This window comes from Pseudoselenomonas ruminis (assembly GCF_008271295.1).
Lineage (GTDB): Bacteria > Bacillota > Negativicutes > Selenomonadales > Selenomonadaceae > Selenomonas_A > Selenomonas_A ruminis.
Window position 1 is genome coordinate 53,646 of sequence record NZ_VTOY01000003.1, and the last position, 16,564, is coordinate 70,209.

Annotated in this window: 19 protein-coding genes; 13 read left to right on the plus strand and 6 right to left on the minus strand. The window is 45.0% G+C overall.

From position 1 onward, the window contains the following. Window positions 1–40 precede the first annotated feature (40 nt). Window positions 41–598: a gamma carbonic anhydrase family protein gene (locus FZ040_RS05695; protein WP_149171123.1), complete on the plus strand. Its 558-nt coding sequence runs from the start codon at window positions 41–43 to the stop codon at window positions 596–598. 80 nt (window positions 599–678) lie between these two features. Beyond that, a complete protein-coding gene (locus FZ040_RS05700) occupies window positions 679–1,044 on the plus strand; it encodes a hypothetical protein (protein WP_149171124.1) in 366 nt (121 codons plus the stop codon). Between the two features lie 173 nt (window positions 1,045–1,217). Here FZ040_RS05700 and FZ040_RS05705 read toward each other — a convergent pair whose 3' ends face one another. The 3 genes from FZ040_RS05705 to FZ040_RS05715 form a co-directional block, all read right to left on the minus strand. After that, window positions 1,218–2,456 (minus strand): IS256 family transposase, encoded by a 1,239-nt coding sequence (locus tag FZ040_RS05705; protein WP_149171125.1) that lies wholly within the window; start codon window positions 2,454–2,456, stop codon window positions 1,218–1,220. 316 nt (window positions 2,457–2,772) lie between these two features. After that, on the minus strand, window positions 2,773–2,997 hold the full coding sequence (locus FZ040_RS05710) for a hypothetical protein (protein WP_149171126.1): 225 nt from the start codon (window positions 2,995–2,997) through the stop codon (window positions 2,773–2,775). Window positions 2,998–3,018: 21 nt separating this feature from the next. After that, window positions 3,019–4,080 (minus strand): ISLre2 family transposase, encoded by a 1,062-nt coding sequence (locus tag FZ040_RS05715; protein WP_149171127.1) that lies wholly within the window; start codon window positions 4,078–4,080, stop codon window positions 3,019–3,021. Window positions 4,081–4,095: 15 nt separating this feature from the next. Here FZ040_RS05715 and FZ040_RS05720 point away from each other — a divergent pair, with 15 nt between their 5' ends. The 9 genes from FZ040_RS05720 (at window position 4,096) to FZ040_RS05760 (ending at window position 10,090) form a co-directional block, all read left to right on the plus strand. Continuing rightward, complete coding sequence (locus FZ040_RS05720; protein ID WP_149171128.1) at window positions 4,096–4,584, plus strand: transposase; 489 nt, start codon at window positions 4,096–4,098, stop codon at window positions 4,582–4,584. 13 nt (window positions 4,585–4,597) lie between these two features. Continuing rightward, complete coding sequence (locus FZ040_RS05725) at window positions 4,598–4,846, plus strand: transposase (protein WP_149171129.1); 249 nt, start codon at window positions 4,598–4,600, stop codon at window positions 4,844–4,846. 313 nt (window positions 4,847–5,159) lie between these two features. Further along, on the plus strand, window positions 5,160–6,017 hold the full coding sequence (locus tag FZ040_RS05730; protein WP_149171130.1) for a hypothetical protein: 858 nt from the start codon (window positions 5,160–5,162) through the stop codon (window positions 6,015–6,017). Window positions 6,018–6,061: 44 nt separating this feature from the next. Beyond that, window positions 6,062–6,838 carry a hypothetical protein gene (locus FZ040_RS05735; protein ID WP_149171131.1) on the plus strand — a complete coding sequence of 259 codons (777 nt, stop codon included), beginning with the start codon at window positions 6,062–6,064 and terminating at the stop codon, window positions 6,836–6,838. Between the two features lie 19 nt (window positions 6,839–6,857). Further along, on the plus strand, window positions 6,858–7,562 hold the full coding sequence (locus tag FZ040_RS05740; RefSeq protein WP_149171132.1) for a hypothetical protein: 705 nt from the start codon (window positions 6,858–6,860) through the stop codon (window positions 7,560–7,562). A gap of 58 nt (window positions 7,563–7,620) precedes the next feature. Further along, window positions 7,621–7,959, plus strand: a complete 339-nt coding sequence (locus tag FZ040_RS05745) for a hypothetical protein (RefSeq protein WP_149171133.1) — start codon at window positions 7,621–7,623, stop codon at window positions 7,957–7,959. Window positions 7,960–8,005: 46 nt separating this feature from the next. Further along, complete coding sequence (locus FZ040_RS05750) at window positions 8,006–8,389, plus strand: hypothetical protein (protein ID WP_149171134.1); 384 nt, start codon at window positions 8,006–8,008, stop codon at window positions 8,387–8,389. A gap of 141 nt (window positions 8,390–8,530) precedes the next feature. After that, a complete protein-coding gene (locus FZ040_RS05755) occupies window positions 8,531–9,079 on the plus strand; it encodes a hypothetical protein (RefSeq protein WP_149171135.1) in 549 nt (182 codons plus the stop codon). An 87-nt stretch (window positions 9,080–9,166) separates the two neighbouring features. Continuing rightward, the gene (locus FZ040_RS05760) at window positions 9,167–10,090 is read left to right on the plus strand and encodes a clostripain-related cysteine peptidase (RefSeq protein WP_149171136.1); all 924 of its coding nucleotides are present in this window, start codon (window positions 9,167–9,169) and stop codon (window positions 10,088–10,090) included. Between the two features lie 46 nt (window positions 10,091–10,136). On the opposite strand, the gene FZ040_RS05765 is transcribed toward FZ040_RS05760, so the two are convergent. Then, window positions 10,137–11,536 (minus strand): IS3 family transposase gene (locus FZ040_RS05765; RefSeq protein ID WP_149171137.1). Its coding sequence is split into 2 segments (ribosomal slippage): window positions 10,137–11,068 and window positions 11,068–11,536, totalling 1,401 coding nucleotides; the frame shifts between segments, so codons are not numbered across the junction. A gap of 134 nt (window positions 11,537–11,670) precedes the next feature. Continuing rightward, on the minus strand, window positions 11,671–12,315 hold the full coding sequence (locus FZ040_RS05770; RefSeq protein WP_149171138.1) for a YigZ family protein: 645 nt from the start codon (window positions 12,313–12,315) through the stop codon (window positions 11,671–11,673). Window positions 12,316–12,519: 204 nt separating this feature from the next. Between FZ040_RS05770 and FZ040_RS05775 the strand changes: the two genes are divergently transcribed. Next, the gene (locus tag FZ040_RS05775) at window positions 12,520–13,899 is read left to right on the plus strand and encodes an amino acid permease (protein WP_149171139.1); all 1,380 of its coding nucleotides are present in this window, start codon (window positions 12,520–12,522) and stop codon (window positions 13,897–13,899) included. 76 nt (window positions 13,900–13,975) lie between these two features. On the opposite strand, the gene FZ040_RS05780 is transcribed toward FZ040_RS05775, so the two are convergent. Continuing rightward, window positions 13,976–14,650, minus strand: a complete 675-nt coding sequence (locus FZ040_RS05780) for a hypothetical protein (protein ID WP_033170120.1) — start codon at window positions 14,648–14,650, stop codon at window positions 13,976–13,978. A gap of 130 nt (window positions 14,651–14,780) precedes the next feature. On the opposite strand from FZ040_RS05780, the gene FZ040_RS05785 reads away from it, so the two are divergent. After that, window positions 14,781–16,496, plus strand: coding sequence for an ABC transporter ATP-binding protein/permease (locus FZ040_RS05785; RefSeq protein WP_149171140.1), 1,716 nt, complete (start codon window positions 14,781–14,783; stop codon window positions 16,494–16,496). Window positions 16,497–16,564: the final 68 nt, after the last annotated feature.

Here is a 16,564-nt window from a genome sequence, read left to right on the forward strand (position 1 = left end):
GCAATGGTATGCCTGAGAAAATCGCAAAGGAGCGAGGTTTATGTATACGTTGGCAGGAAATGAATTTCAAGGAATCCGTCCGCAGATTCATGCGGAAGCCTTTGTGGCACCGCAGGTATTTGTGGCGGGGGATGTGCGTGTGGCAAAATATGCCAGCCTTTGGCCCGGCGTGGTGGCCAGAGGGGATGTGAACTACATCGCGGTCGGCAAGTGCTCGAATGTGCAGGACCTTGCCTGCCTCCATGTGGCCGATGACCATCCCTGCCTGATTGGTGATTATGTGACAATTGGTCATGGCGCTGTAGTTCATGGCTGTGAAATCGAGGACCATGTACTCATTGGCATGAATGCGACCGTCCTGACCGGGGCGAAAATCGGCCGGGGGTCAATCGTGGCAGCTGGTGCTTTGGTCCGTGAAAACGAGGTGATTCCGCCAAATTCGCTGGTGGTCGGCGTGCCGGGGAAAGTGGTGCGGACCCAGGACCGTTTGGAGAGCATCCATGCCCAGGCCATTAAATACAAGTGCGAATGGGCAATCGGCTACGGGGTAAAACCGGATATCGGCGGGGAACTTTATCACGGTGAAACGATTATTTGATTGGGGATTAAAGCCCTATTTCATGCGGCTTCATTTTTCGGTATAATAGAAGTGAAACCAATAAGGAATGAGGTGAGTATATGGAAATCGTATCGATTCCCAATGTGCTCTATAATCCCACGGATCGGATATCGCCTTATCTCATGGGCAAAGCAGGGGCTGCAAATCCATCAGGGGATGATGGGGCTATTGAAACGCTGCGGGCGCAGAAATTCAATTATCGTTCACAGATTGCGGAACTTAATCGCATGGGCGGGGAAGCTAATGTGGAAAAAATCAGCAATCTTAGTGAACAGCTGCGCACCGTTGAGGACAAAATCAAAGATGTGGCAGATGATCACTTCTTTGGAGAGGCCTTCTCGGTCAGCATCAGCCCGGAAGCCAGCGCTATGTATGGCGCTATGGTATCCAAGGCTCAAGCGGCAGCCCAGGACAAAATGTTGTAATCGCAGAAACGCAAAATGACCAGGGCGTGTTGAAAAACTCGAGGCTGTCCCAAATTCTGTGTAAACTCCCTGTAGTAATGTAAAACAGGGATAGTATATTTTCTCTTTCTATATCGAAGTATAGAAACCCTTTTGTCTGCACGTTAAGAAATTCTTGGCAGTGCAGACATTTTTTATTCCGGAATCCTCCCATCAAAATAAATGGCAAGTTGGGCATGAATAAGGCTCCAGTCCTGGCGGCGTCCTGTCCATTTTCTGGTAATATCCATCATGGCCAAATAGAGCATTTTCAGCAGGCTGTCATCCGTGGGGAATACAGACTTGGCTTTTGTCACTTTCCGTAATTGGCGGTTAAAGCCTTCAATGGTATTGGTGGTGTAAATCAACTTTCTCAGCTCCGTGGGGAATTTGAAGTAGGTGCTCAAATTGGCCCAGTTATCCTGCCAGGATTGGGAAATCTTGGGATATTCCTTATCCCAACGATCTAAAAATCGCTCCAATGCAGCCAGGGCAGAGGGCTCGTCTACCGCAGCGTAAACCGCCTTCAAATCAGCCATAAGAGCCTTGAGGTCTTTGTAGCTGACATATTTGCTGGAATTACGCAATTGGTGGATAATGCAGTTCTGTATATCTGTCTGAGGGAAAACCGCCTCAATGGCTGCTGCGAAGCCTGTCAGGTTGTCCGTGCAGGCAATGAGGATGTCTTCTACGTCGCGGTTTCTAAGACTGTTCAGGATATTGGCCCAGAATTTGGCACTTTCGTTCTCGCCTACCCACATCCCCAGTACATCCTTATGTCCATCCATGTCAATGCCAATGGCGATATATACGGCTTTCTTGACGATCTGACCCTCACTGCGGACATGGTAATGGATGGCATCCATAAATACTACAGCATAAAGGCTTTCCAGTGGACGCTGCTGCCACTCTCTGGCAATGGGCAGTATTTTGTCTGTGATGCGGCTGATGGTGGTATCCGACACATCGATGCTATATATGTCACGGACATGTGATTCAATGTCACTGGTAGTCATGCCTTTGGCATACATCGAAAAAATCTTCTCTTCTATGTCCTGACTGATGCTGGTCTGATTCTTTTTGATGAGCTGCGGGTCGAATTCTCCCTTGCGGTCTCTGGGAACAGAGACTTCAACCTCGCCAAAGCTGGTGCGAAGGTTCTTTTTGCTATGTCCGTTGCGGCTATTGTAGGTATCTTTGTTTTTATAGTCATACTTACCATAGCCAAGAGACTCATCCAGCTCGGTTTCAAGGCCGTTTTCCATAAACTCGGCAATGGTTTCCTTGAACAAGTTTTGGATGTCCTCCATACTGCCAATGTTGCTTGCCTGCAACAACTCCCGAATCTTTGCTCTGCGAGCCTGTTCTTCTGGACTGCGTGTTTTTCTGCTCATGATAAAACCTCCCCAAGTGATGCTCCTATTTTACATCACTGGGGAGGTTTACACAAAATCCGGGATAGACTCAAAAACTCAATAATCCAATATACATGTATTTCTAAAAACGAGAATCCTTTCTTTTTCCATAAAAAACATAGGTAACCTCCCCTATAATGAATTTGACGAAATATCCAGAAAAGGGGGATCACCTATGTCAGATTCATTATATACAATCCATGAGTCATATGCAAGATACAGTTTAACTGAGTATGTGTCAAGAAGTTCTCGGTAAATTTTACCTGTATACAAATGTATTCTGTTTATAGACTTTTTATGCTATGGCTTTAGCCAATTTTCCTATCGGGCTGCTGCTCGGTGCATCAAGATGAATCCGGCCACGCCGCACTCCTTCATGGGGGCGGTGCTTGGCCTTTTTTAATGCCTGACGAACAGCACCCCGGAATTCTTCGCTAGGCGCGTGTTCAAAGTATTCTTCTTTTGCAGCCAATGCAGACCGCAGGTCGCCGTTCTTTAGGCCGGTTATTATCTTTACCATGCCCAAGCCACCTGTTTTTCTTCATCTGCGCCCTTGCTTTTTCATGCGGTAACTGTACAGGCGGTGGTTGCTTTCACAAGTACCTATCAGCTTTACATAATTGCTCAGACCACGTTGCCTCATGTTGCTCAAAAAGGCCCAGTTCCTCTCCAGATAGGCGCGTAGTTTCTCTGTATGTTCAACCTGACTGTCATCTTGTGCCTGCGATTGGACTGTGTCCAGTACAGTGCTTACCTTACCCCAATCATGCCCACGCAATGCATTGTGGAGCTTATTGGTCAGTTCTTTACCGACCCAAGCAATCCGGTCTTTTATCTTTTTGTTTACATGGTAGGAATCCATGAAATGCTCATGCCGCTTGGTTCTGCCAAGGATTTCTGCAAAAACGGACTGCGTATAGCCGGAGCCGCCGTCGCTATTGCTCATCACTATGGTTTTGCTTAAATCGTAATGCATGGACAGATAATCCGTCATCGCTTTGACTGCTTTTCTATGATCAAAGTCTGCGATATAATGCGTTCCCACCAATTCACGGCGGTTTTTATGCTCCTTAACGCCTTCTGCTATCTGAAAACGATGTACTTCCATGTGCTTGCCCTTTTGTTCCTTGAGTTCCAGCCCGTCGCCCTCAATATAAAGAACCTCTGGCTTTTTCAGTTCCGTTATGTGGCCACCTTTGTCCTGTTGCTGTTCCTTTTCCTTTTCCCATTCCGCATATCTTTCGCCTACATGCTTTATGATATTGCCCACCTGCTGGTGGCTGATGGTAACTGGCGTAAGGGCATTTATGGCCATGGCAGTAGTTCGGTAGACAGTCTTTGCGGCAATTTGGGCAGCCTGATACTCAAAGTAGGCGCTGTATCTCTGGTACCGGTGAATCCCAAGCTCCTTGTCCAACGGGGATATGCTTGCTTCGCCGTCCTTGCCATACTGTGCCGCCAGTTCCCGGTCTATTGCCTCCAGGGCTTCGCTTACCATTCTGCACGTTTTTGCCTCGAAATATTTTCTCAGCGTATCTTCTCGATCAATATTATTGGTTGTGGTCTTTACTATATTAATTATTTCTGCTAAAGTATTGTTCATGGGAATCCTGTTTCTTTGGTTATTTTTTGTGCATACACCATGATACAGGGTTCTCTTTTTTATTGCAAACAATCGACCGAGAAATATTTTACACTAAGTTTAACTGATGAGGCATACGAGAAAATACGGGAATATTTGCCAAAGGAAAAAACAACTGGCAGACCAGGCATGGATGAACGCCTTTTTCTGGATGCATTGATTTTTATCGTGCGTGAGGGATGCAGCTGGCGAAGTATCCCCGCAGCATATGGAAAATGGAATTCCATTTACAAGAAATTCAGGTCGTGGGAATCTCAAAATATTTTCCCACGAATTTATTTTTGTTTAATGGGATTATGTGACCCAAACGCAGATGGTCTTGTCCTTGTCGAGCAGATTTACTATGCCATTTCCATAGACAGTACCTCGAACAAAGTCCATCAACATGCCGCTGGAGCTAGGAAAGACGCACCTGAATCAGAAGTAAAGCAACATATAGGTATATCTCGTGGCGGCCCCAATTAATGATAAATTGGAAATGGTAGCATTTGAGATTACGGGTGGACAGGTTCATGATTCAAAAATGGCAATTTCTTTGTTAGAAGCAGCGAATATAGCATTTGTATACTTCAATGCAGATATGGCATATGGAACCAAGAATATACGTGAATACATCCAATCGCTCGATGCAGATATGGCCTGTCCAAACAAGTCAAATGCCAAAATCATTTACAAATTTGATAAAGGACAATATAAAGGGCGAAATGTTGTGGAAAGATACTTCTAAAAGTTAAAATGCTATCGCCGAATCGCAACACGTTACGATAAATTGGCTTGCGTTTACCGAGCGTTTATATACATTGCATCGATTTTGATAAAAATAGGCAATAAGGCAAGAGAAAACACTTTAAAGAGGATGTGCTGTGTAAACGCACAAATATCTGCGCAATCAGGCTTTTTCAACACGCCCTAAATATTTGTCTTGCGGGGGGGGACATTCATAGTATAATTCTTTATAGAATTGTAGTGTGTTTAGCGTGGAAAAAATAAATTCTAAATTATTAATATAATCAAAAGACATACACAAAGGGGGCATAGAAGTGCGAATCAAAAAATTAGGGATTATTGTGTTGGTCGTTGCAGTTTCTTTTTCGATGACAGGATGTTCCAGTAGTGAGCAGGAAGATAGTCCTAAAGTACAGGTGTCAAGTTCCCAGGTAGTAAAAAACGAGAAACTTGATGAAGCTAATATAAGGAAACTTTGTGAAGCGATGTCTCCGGAAAGTGATATAGATACAAGGAGAAGAGCATATCCTGTGAAAAATCTGCCAGGGGGAGCTCTCCTTACTACAGCTTTGTATGACGGTGCTGCGGAATTCCAAAATAACGTGGACCGTGGCATAAAAGCCGAGAATATAAAAATTAGCAACATACAGCAGGACGGTAATCATGCTACCGCAGATATTAGCTATACAGTTAATGGGCAACAGGTTAATGAACATACTTACTTCCTGAAAATTAACGGAGAATGGCATTTTGACCTTGATGATGTAAAAGCTGCATATCGTACAAAGATATCAGGATATGATGGTGCTATGGTTAAAATGGAGGCAAATCTTGGATATACCTATAATAATGATCCAATAGTTGTCCTTGATATGCAGAGTAAAGCGAGCAAGAATTACATGGCGGGCTGGGTTGAGCCTATGAAAGTCATGCTGGTTACGGATAAAGGCGAATTCCCTGTAAAAAATACTGCCAAATGTTATGCAACGACCAGTCCTGTAAAGGTCACCTCAGTGCAGCCCACAAGAGTTTTTCTTCCTTTTGCCGGAGCATCAGGAACGCCTAAAGCACTTCGAGTGATTGGCTTTAATGAGTTAAACAACAGAGGTCTGCCACTTAATGGTGATAACGCACAGACGATTACACTTAATATCGATTCCATAGGCAATTAAGTATTTTTTTATCTGTCCCTATTTACGTGGAATGGAGTGAAAACATGGACAAGGAACAAATCATCATGAAGATGAAGGAAAACAAGGGAAAGACAACGTTTATCGTTATCCTGTTGCTGTTATTGCTCTATAGTATGACATCAGATAGCAGCAAAAGTGCTTCAGCAGATGAAAAGGATATGCCCTATGGCTATCGGACTATGAATGATTTGGGGAGTGAGCCCCGTGGCAAAGAAGACAACGCAGCGATAAAGCCACCCGCTTACTCTGCGCTGGAGAGAAAGGTGAAAGCCTGTATCGGATTTGATATGTCAAATCCGTCGGGGAAGCTTTATGCAACGGCGGATGTCAAAGATAAGCTAGAACTGAGCATCAGGAAACCTGCAACTTATGCTTCCAAAGTGGTAATCAGAAACATACGCCCCAACAGTGCTATTCTGGGAAGTGCAGAAGGATATATATGGATTGAGGTCCTAAGACCCTTTGGCGAGGGGAGAGGTGATTCGTTCAGTGTAGGGGCAAGTAGTACCACTAATGGCACAAATAATTTTTGGACGACAATTTTTTATGATAGGCTGACAGCCAAATATGATGGAGAAAAACAGCTTGAAATACCAATGAAGGAACGTCACCAATGGGCAAGCATTCCCTATGATGGGCAGGTGATAGGTGAAATCACGCCTGATTCCTTTATCAAGATAAGCTATGTAAACGCGGATGGAAAGGTCGAAAAAAATGTTACCACTAAGCAGAAAGCAATTGCCTTTAGGGTTGAGACGGGGGATGGCCTGATGAGTGGGTTGGTTGATTTTTACCGTTGAGAAAGTGAAGGGATGCATAATGAAAAATTGGCTGTTGGTGCCACTGTTTGTACTGCTGGCCTTCAGTGTGATAGGTTGTGGCTCTGAAAAAAGCATTCTTGATGGCTTTGAAAAGCCGGACAAAATCATAGAGGCCATAAATAAAAACTTCGATAGTGAAGACCAGAAGTTAAGCAAATTTAGCACGGAATATAATCCTGTATGGCGTATGTCAAACGGTTTTCAGCTTAGCATGGAAGAAAACTCTTATAGACAGGGCATAGCCTTGGTCCTCTGCTATGACGCTGAAATCCTGGATGGAGAGACTGCGGGCAGCATACTGAACAAGATCATGAAAAGCATAATGAAAGATGATGCGTCCAAAGCAATTCAGCAGTTGCAGCTGGGTAATGATGAGAGCCAGGAGGTTGAGGCTGGGGAGTACATTCTGCAAAAAGTTTCCATTAAAAATCTCCGCATCGATCCTGATGAACCATCAACCTTTGATTTGCCAGTGACGTTCGTGCGTATCCAGAGAAAGTTTGACGCAGCAGCTTATAAAAAAATGACGGGCTATGATGGCAAGCCTGATGCGTATGCCACGGAAGCTGCTTCCTTGAAGGGCTTGGAAGAAATCATCCGCCAGGATTCCGTATTGAAAGAGGCTGCCGATTATTTCCGAAAGGAAGTAAAACAGGAAGGTGTGGAACCATCACATTTGGATCTGCTAAAAATTGCACAGTAAACTTGATGGCTGATTGATAAGGGGAAAATGTTCGCAATTCATACGAGGAGGTATGAAAATGAGTTTACTCAAAAAGTTTGTTGTTACCACGATGGCAATAGTAACATTATCATTCGTTTGTATCCCTTCAACATCATTTGCATATGAAGTTGAAATTAATGTTCCTAATGAAGGTCAATTTTGGATAGAAAGCAATAGCATAAGATGTGACGATGGCATATATTCTGCAGCAGTTTTCTATTTTGGTCATGATTTGGTAGGTACATGGAAATATTACCAAGAAGGAGAAAAATGGTATGTTCAACATCCAGGTACGGGACCTAATTGGTATTTAATTCCATCAAATGATACTACATCAAATAAGTATATTTTGAATGTAATTTTGAGCTTTATCTAAAAATGTATGTTTGACCGTGCTGTAACCTATAGAGGAGGTTAATAAAATGAAGAAAATCGTTTTTTTTATGATGATGGTGTTAGCTTGCTTTGTGGGATTTAGCGGAGATACAAAATGCGATGCAAGTGCAAATATTAAATTCCAGGCTACGAATGTTTATTTATATAATGGGCAGTCTGTTATTGAAGGAAACTTTTACAATGAAGGGGATAGCGGAGCTACTGTTACAACTGTAAAGCTAAGTTTTACAGCCTCTGATAAGGCCGGAAATTATGTTTTTTCTGATTCAGGTTTGTTCTCTGGTGTAAATGCCTGGGTTCCTGCTTATGGCACAACAGCCTGGAGTTTTACTATTAATAATTCAAACACCCCTGGTTATGCTGGCACAATAAAATGGCATATTGATGCTGATGTACGTTTTAGTTACTAAATTTTGGTTGAGAGCCCTCAAAAAAAGAATCAATTTTGCAACGTCTATCTATAGTGGAGTATATATGAAAGTGACTTCATTCATAATGGTGCCGTTAGGGTATGTGCATCATTCAATATAATGTTATACGGGGGAAATGTTATGTGGTGTAAAAAAAGTTTTTTTGTGGTGTCTTTTATTATTTCAATGTTAGTGATGTCTGTATGTTCAGCTCAGACGTTTTATAGTGCTGACAAAAGGGCTTCTTTAGTTGCTCCAGATGAGTATGTACTTGCTACAGAAAACGATGGCATGACCATTATAAAAATACAAAATAATCAAAAAGATATAGTCATTACGTTTTATGTGAATACTACAAGGTTTGATTATAGTACATTAAAAGATGTTCCCACTGAGGGGCGAAAAGAAATATCAGAAGCTTTGTTGGATAATATAGTTTATAATTTCACACAAAAAGGTTATATCGTGTCTTTGCATAAACCTGAAATTGATGACCATTTTATTATGATAGCCCTAGACTGTGCTAAGAATAATAAAGATTATATTTTATCTGCAAATAGTTTTATAAAGGACAATTATTTATTCGGTTTATCCATCTGGGCTCCAGCAAGAGAAAATCTTGACGAGGCTTTTGCTATCATGGGAACATTAACGATTGATGGAGTACCACTTGAAAATTGGATTCCTTGAGTTGAATGACCAGACAAAATGGTGCAGCATTCATTCAAACTCTGATAACATCAACAACTGTCTCAGTTTGAATAGGTGAGAGGAAAGATGTACTGGTGGACAAGAAATATATTGAGGAAATATTGTCTGACAATAACGATTATTGTTGCTGCTTTTGTATGGAGTGGTAAGCTTAGTGTTTATTCTTATGCAGAGGCATTTGGTCAGGTGGAGGATAACTGGCTGATTTATTGGTATATTTGTGGCTCTGACCTGGAAACGGAAAATGGATGGGCTACTGATGATTTGATTGAGCTTACGAAAGTAAAGCTTCCACCTAATGTCAGGGTGGTTATACTTACTGGTGGAGCCAGAAATTGGCAGAATGACATGGTGAAGCCGGGGGAGCTTGGCGTATATCTATATGATAGTAATGGAATTAAAGAATTAAGTCGATGTGCAGAAGAAGATATGGGGGCCGCCGAAACATTGGAGAGCTTTTTATCTTTAGGTAAAGCGGCTTTTCCTGAGGAGAATTTACGTCGGGTCTTTGTTTTTTGGAATCATGGCGGCGGCAGTGCTGGAGGAGTTTGTCTGGATGAGCGTACCGGCAACGTCCTCAGCCTTAATGAAATCACTGACACATTTGCTAAGGTCTATGGCACTTCGGAGGCTAAACCGCCATTTGAAATGGTTGGTTTTGATGCATGTCTTATGGCTACTTATGATACGGCAAATGCCTTAAAAGGAATCTCCCGCTATATGACGGCCTCCGAAGAAACAGAACCGGGCAATGGCTGGGATTATACCAAATGGGTTGGTACTTTAGCCAATAATCCTTCCATGGATGGTGCTGAATTAGGAAGGGTTATCTGCGATAGCTATATGAAGGGGTGTAGAGAATATGGGACGGCTGATAAGGCCACTTTGTCGGTAATTGACATAAGTAAGATTCCTGCCTTGGGAAAGGCTTATGAAAACTATGGAATAGAAGCCTTAAAGCTAGCTTCGAATAATGTAGTGACCCCATAAAGTTAGACCTTACCGGTAGTAGCAATTATTTGCTGCTACCGTTTTTTTATGCTGCGGCATGACGTAAACGGTAATCTACTGGGCTGAGCCACCCCAGCTTAGCTTTGATTCTGTGCTTATTGTAGTATGTGATGTAATGCCGTATAGCTCGTTCAAGTTCTTCGAAGCTGTGATAGGTATGCCCATAATAGATTTCCTGTTTTAGCAGGCCAAAGAAATTTTCCATCACGCTATTATCTAGACAGGTGCCTTTGCGAGACATACTTTGAAAAAGTCGTTCTTCCTTTAATCGGCCTACATAGCTGCCCATTTGGTAAGCCCATCCCTGGTCGGAATGGAACGTTCGACGATAAGGGCAGTCGCTGGTAATGGCAATTGCCTTATCCAAAGCAGACATAATGCCTTGTGACGATGGCCGTTTGGTGATACTAAAGCTAATGATTTCACGATTATAAAGGTCAAGGAACGGGTCTAGATATGCCTTGCGTGTAAGAATATTCCCGTTGGTGTCCATTTCATAATACTTAAATTCAGTGGTATCTGTGGTGATTTTTTGATGTGGAATACATGTATCGAAGCGGCGACGTAGCCGATTGGAGGCAATACGCCCAACAGTACCTTTGTAGGAACTGTACTTGCGACTCTTGTGGGAGAAAGCTTTTACCTGTAGCCTTAATTTCTGGACAAGGCGCTGAACCTTCTTGCGATTGACTAAAAGGCCCTCTTTGCGGAGCTTACCCCAGATTCGACGATAACCAAAGTCCTTGTCACTCTGCCGAATGGCTTTGATTTTTGCTTCTAACTCAGCATCCGGATTTTTGCGGTCGAATCGCTGTTGCCAATACATGTAAGTGGCTTTAGGGAGTTTTATAACTGCAAGGATGTCTTTTAATTTGAATGATCCTCGGAGACTGTGGGCGATCCTTGCTTTCGCTTCTGTGCCGCTTGCTCCAGGCGCAATCTCCTCAGTCCTTTTAAATAAGCCACCTCAATACGTAGCTTGAGATTCTCTTCTTCTAACTGCTTAAGTTTCTCATCTTGATTTATATTGCATTCTGATGTAATACTGGCTTTATCTGGCACCTTTGGCCGCCTGCCTTTCCGTTGCGGTTTGAGACCTTCTATACCAACAGCACGATAGCGTTGAACCCAGTTAGCTAAAAGGCCCGCAGATTTCAAATTAAGTCGAAGTGCCAATTCTTGGTAAGAAATCTCTGTACTTAAATATAACTCTACAGCATTTACCTTGAATTGGAAAGAATAGGTTTCATTTTTTCTTGACCGTTGAAGCCCATCTTTCCCCATTCTACGATATTTTCCGACCCACTCTTGAATGCATTTTGGGGAAGGGATGTCATATTTTTTTGTTAAGGCAGTATATCCTATATGTCCATTCAAATACTCTTGGACTACCTTACATTTAAATTCTGCACTATATTTTGCCATAAAAAGCCCCCATAAGTTAGATTCCTTGGTCTAACTTATGGGGGCTCTACATTTTTAGAAATACATGTATATTGGATTATTGAGTTTTTCAACACGCCCCAGTCAAATCTTTGGCGATTTGACTGGTCATTTTTTTACGAATCGGCAGGGATGGCGATAAGGCTTTCGTCTCCGGTGGTAAGAGCAGCGCGGCCCGCTGTAAGGTCGGTTAGGGCTGCTTTTACGGCTTCGAGGTTGGCCGGTTCAATTAAAAGGTGCAGGATGACGTTTTCGGCATAGTCTGCTTCAAGACTGCGAATTTCCTTTTGGCGCATCCAGTGCTCAACGGTGGCCAGCAGGTCGTAGCTGACCACTTCGTTAAGCTGGATGAATGGGGTCATGGCGAGGACTGTGGCCGCTTCGATGCCGAGAACGGCTGCATGGCTGTAAGCGCGGATGAGTCCGCCGGCGCCGAGCTTGATGCCGCCAAAGTATCGGGTAACCACTACGACGACATTGGTCAGGTCGTTTTTCCGGATGACCTCGAGGATGGGATTGCCAGCAGTGCCGCCCGGTTCGCCGTCATCGTTGGATTTCTGCTTATCGGCACTTTCGCCGAGGACGTAGGCGGAACAGTTGTGGCGGGCGTCAAAGTATTTTTTTTTCATGGATTGAATGAAAGCGCGGGCATCCTCTTCGCTGTCAACATGGCGAAGATGGGTGATGAATTTTGATTTTTGTATTTCGTAAAGCGTTTCGATGGAATCATCGGTTTCTTCAATCGTGCGGTATGGGATCATGAAAACACCTCTCTTGCTGGATTTATCTCTACTATTATACCGTATTGGTGCCGCGGGCGGTATGAGAAATTTATTTTATAAAACTATAGTATTATGCTGCGATTTGTAGTATTCTTAGGGATATAAAATGAAGTGCCGCGGATGGCAGACGCTATACAAATCACAAACAGGCAGCGGCACTGGGAAGGTTGTGTTAGTAAGGTCATGAACGAATCGAAAATGAACAGAGGGTTGAAGAATAGGCATTTGCAGCTGATTTCTCTTGGCGGAGTAATTGGCAGTGGCTATTTCCTCGGTACGGGGTATGTCCTCGAAAAAGCGGGCCCAGCAGCGATACTGGCCTATTTACTGGGTGGTCTTATCGTGCTGTGTGTCATGCTGTGTCTAGCAGAGCTGGCGGTAGATAAACCAGTCTCGGGTTCTTTTGTCACGTATGCACAAGAACATATTTCTTCAACTTGGGCGTGTGGTGTAGGTTGGGCCTATTGGATTACCTGGGTCGCCTATGTTCCCTCGGAAATGATAGCCGCGGGAATCATTATGAATAATTTTTTGCCGATGGTCAGTCAGCTTTGGTGGGCGGTGTTCTTCAGTCTGATTGTGACCTGTATTAATCTGTTTCATGTCGATAAGTTCGGCGAGAGTGAATCCTGGCTTTCCCTTATCAAGATTCTCGCTCTCGTGGCCTTCACGGTGGTGGCAGGGCTCATCTGCCTCGGTTTGATTGGTGACCAGGGCTTTATTGGTACCAGCGTGCTTTTGGGCAGCGGTGGTTTTGCCCCCAATGGCTATTGGTCGATTGTGCTCACGATGGTCATCATTCTGGTTAACTTTCAGGGGACGGAGATTATCGGGCTGGCAGCTGGGGAATGCAAGGAGCCGGCCAAGAGTATTCCCATCGCCGTTCGCAATGTTACTTGGCGTATCATCGCGCTCTACATCATTCCGATTTCGCTGTTGATTTCCATTCTTCCTTGGGATAAAGCGTCCTTGGAGGAAAGTGTTTTTGCAGCAGCCGTCAATCAGTATGGATTTACGGAATTCGGTGCGTTCTTTGCTTTTGTCATCTTGACGGCAGCAATTTCCTGTTCCAACTCGGGACTTTACGGTGCGGCGCGGGCAATGCACGCACTGGCTAAGATGGATATGGCACCGAAGTCGTTGGGGAAACTCAACAACAATGGTATGCCGTCCCGGTCGGTTATGGTTTCGCTTTGGGCTTGTTGGGCAGTAATCCTGATTTATGCCTTTAATCCGGATTCGGTAATCTATACGTATCTGTTGGCGGTGTCTGGTTTTACTGGTGCTATTGCCTGGATTTCCATCTGCTGGAGCCAGTATCGCTTCCGTAAGCAGAAGATAGCAGAAGGAACGGTGGAGGAGCTTCGTTACAAGACGCCGCTTTTCCCGTACGTCACGTTGTTTGGCATTTGGTCGCAGGTATTCTGCCTGGTGGTCATGGTCTTTACACCGGACTTGCAGGAGGCATTGTTTGCCGGAATCCCTATGCTGATTCTGCCAATGGTATGGTATCATTTTCGGGAAAAACATCGGGCACAAGTAGCAGCAAGAGCTATGCGTTGATAGAAATAAAGCAAGAGAAACACTAAGTTTCGAATAAATAAAAGGCCTGCTGGCAGTAAATATGCCAGCGGGCCTCTTATTTTGTTTCTTTATTTTCGGCTGGTGTATCCTGCTGAATGTCGAGGTAATCTCGGATGGCTGCGATTTCCTTGGCGGTATAAAGGCCGACAGGTTGTTCACGAATCATGATGGCCTGGAGCATGCGGCTCTGTTCGGCTTGGTCGGTGGTGCGCAGATTCGCTGGGTCAGCAGCCGCTTTGGTCAGCGCGATAGTACGGTACTGTGCCTCAGCGTAGGCGTTGGTTTTCTTCATGACTTCAATCAATAAATCGTAGCAGCCATCGTTGAGTGCCAGCGGTGGTGCGTGATGATTGATGCGGTCACGCAGAAGTTGGCTGTCCTGCTCGAGCTGCTTAAGGCGTACATAAGTGGTTTGAATGCTGATGTTATCCTCTTTGAAATTTTCCAGGATATTGTGATACCATTGCCAGTTCCGATCGAGCTCGCTAAGGTCTTTTTGGTAACTGGCGTACCAGGTGGCAAAGATTTGCTGCTGCTCGGTTTGATAGTTGAGTTCTTCTTCGGTCATGGCGGCTGGTTCTGGTGCTTTGACGGGCCAGAAGAAAAAGGCGATGCTGCCGGCGGCCAAAAGCGTCAGGCAGAAAAAGAAAAAGATTCGTTTGCTGGGCAGATAGTGATAGAGCAGTCCCAGCAGGATAAGCCCGATTATCAGTAAAAGATATAAAAACATTGCGGTTGAAACCTCCCCGATGAAACGGATAAAACTTCTTTTATTCTACCATAATCAAGCCTTGCGGGAAACAAGCGAAAAAGCTATACTGAAATTATCTCTGACACAGCAAGTAAAAGGATGTGGTTTTATGAAGGGGAAGTTTCTGCATGGTTTTTGGCAGCTTTTCCGCGGCTATTGGAATTCGGAACATAAATGGCGGGCAAGGGGCCTGCTGACTTTTGTGATTGGACTTAACTTCTTTGATGTATATCTGCTGGTTTGTATCAACAGCTGGTATAACGAATTCTATAATGCCCTACAGGGCTATCAGGCGGATCAGTTCTGGCCGCTGGTAGGTGAGTTCACCGGGCTGGCAATGCTTCATATTCTCATTGCGGTTTATGCGATTTACCTGCGGCAGGCCGTTCAGATAAAATGGCGTACCTGGCTGACCAATCAATATCTTGGCAAGTGGATGAAGCAGCAGGTTTACTATCGCCTGCAGGTTTTAAAGAGCGATACGGATAACCCGGACCAGCGAATCAGTGAGGATATCAATCAGTTCGTTACGCTGACTTTGCAGCTTTTGATTGGTTTTTTGAAGCAGCTGACAACGCTGGCGGCCTTTGGCGTCGTGCTCTGGAATTTGTCCGGGGCGTTTACGGTGCCGCTCGGCAGTCATGAATTTGTCATCTATGGCTATATGTTCTGGTTCTCGCTGATTTATTCAGCGGCCGGTACCATCTGTGCGCATCTCGTCGGACGGAAGCTCATCGGCCTCAACTTTGACCAGCAGCGGTTTGAAGCGGATTTCCGTTTTAATATGATGCGCGTTCGCGAAAACAGTGAAAGCGTTGCGTTTTATCGCGGGGAGCAGCCTGAGTCCGTCGGTTTTAAGGAGCGGTTTGCCAGGGTCATCGAAAACTATTGGCAGCTCATGCGCCAGACGAAGCTGCTCAATTTTTACGTCAATGGCTATGCGCAGCTGGCCATCATCGTTCCGCTGGTGCTGGCGGCTCCGCGGTATTTTGCCGGGGCGATGGCATTGGGCGGCCTCATGCAGACGGTATCGGCTTTCGGCCGCGTACAGGATGCGCTGTCCTATTTCGTTGAGTCCTACGATACTATCGCGCAGCTGGCTGCGGTTATCCGCCGACTCACGACCTTTACCGGCCATATGGCAGATGTTAGTGAAATTCAAAATGGTGTCTGCCGCTTGGAAAAAGAGACCGATAATTTATGCCTGGAAAACTTGCAGGTTCAGCTGCCGGATGCGCGGACTTTGCTGGATACTTGCACGCTGCAGATTCCGCAGGGATGTTATGCACTGGTTACAGGTTCTTCGGGCTGTGGCAAGAGCACGCTCTTGCGTACTTTAGCTGGCATCTGGCCCTATGGCAAAGGCGAAGTAGTCCTGCCAAAGGGGAGCCGGACGCTTTTTCTGCCGCAGCGGCCGTATCTGCCGCTGGGCAGCCTGCGCCGCGCGCTGTATTATCCGCTTTCGGCTTCGGGCAGTGACGAGCGGCTGCAGGAAGTCCTGCGGCTCGTGGGCTTGGAGAAATTTGTGGCTAAGCTCGATGAAGTGGACGACTGGAGCCGCATCCTTTCGCTGGGCGAGCAGCAGCGGCTGGCTTTTGCCCGAGTCCTGCTCGTGAAACCGGACTGGATATTCCTGGACGAGGCGACTTCGGCCCTCGATGAACCGCGTGAACAGGAAATGTATGAGCTTTTGAAACGCGAACTTCCCACTGCCAGCATCGTGAGCGTCGGGCATCGTTCCACGCTGTTTGCACAGCACGATACCGAACTTCATCTGGATGGCGATGGCTCCTGGCAGCTGCGCCCGATTCAGGCAGTGAATTAAGCAAAGCAAAACGCAAAATTGACGGGTCAATTGACAAGTCAATTTTGCGTTTTTTGTTTCCAGAGGGT

Coding starts and splice junctions, on each gene's coding strand:
- FZ040_RS05695 (WP_149171123.1), top strand. CDS start 41: ATGTATACGTTGGCAGGAAATGAATTTCAAGGAATCCGTCCGCAGATT.
- FZ040_RS05700 (WP_149171124.1), top strand. CDS start 679: ATGGAAATCGTATCGATTCCCAATGTGCTCTATAATCCCACGGATCGG.
- FZ040_RS05705 (WP_149171125.1), bottom strand. CDS start 2,456: ATGAGCAGAAAAACACGCAGTCCAGAAGAACAGGCTCGCAGAGCAAAG.
- FZ040_RS05710 (WP_149171126.1), bottom strand. CDS start 2,997: ATGGTAAAGATAATAACCGGCCTAAAGAACGGCGACCTGCGGTCTGCA.
- FZ040_RS05715 (WP_149171127.1), bottom strand. CDS start 4,080: ATGAACAATACTTTAGCAGAAATAATTAATATAGTAAAGACCACAACC.
- FZ040_RS05725 (WP_149171129.1), top strand. CDS start 4,598: ATGGTAGCATTTGAGATTACGGGTGGACAGGTTCATGATTCAAAAATG.
- FZ040_RS05735 (WP_149171131.1), top strand. CDS start 6,062: ATGGACAAGGAACAAATCATCATGAAGATGAAGGAAAACAAGGGAAAG.
- FZ040_RS05740 (WP_149171132.1), top strand. CDS start 6,858: ATGAAAAATTGGCTGTTGGTGCCACTGTTTGTACTGCTGGCCTTCAGT.
- FZ040_RS05745 (WP_149171133.1), top strand. CDS start 7,621: ATGAGTTTACTCAAAAAGTTTGTTGTTACCACGATGGCAATAGTAACA.
- FZ040_RS05750 (WP_149171134.1), top strand. CDS start 8,006: ATGAAGAAAATCGTTTTTTTTATGATGATGGTGTTAGCTTGCTTTGTG.
- FZ040_RS05755 (WP_149171135.1), top strand. CDS start 8,531: ATGTGGTGTAAAAAAAGTTTTTTTGTGGTGTCTTTTATTATTTCAATG.
- FZ040_RS05760 (WP_149171136.1), top strand. CDS start 9,167: ATGTACTGGTGGACAAGAAATATATTGAGGAAATATTGTCTGACAATA.
- FZ040_RS05770 (WP_149171138.1), bottom strand. CDS start 12,315: ATGATCCCATACCGCACGATTGAAGAAACCGATGATTCCATCGAAACG.
- FZ040_RS05775 (WP_149171139.1), top strand. CDS start 12,520: ATGAACGAATCGAAAATGAACAGAGGGTTGAAGAATAGGCATTTGCAG.
- FZ040_RS05780 (WP_033170120.1), bottom strand. CDS start 14,650: ATGTTTTTATATCTTTTACTGATAATCGGGCTTATCCTGCTGGGACTG.
- FZ040_RS05785 (WP_149171140.1), top strand. CDS start 14,781: ATGAAGGGGAAGTTTCTGCATGGTTTTTGGCAGCTTTTCCGCGGCTAT.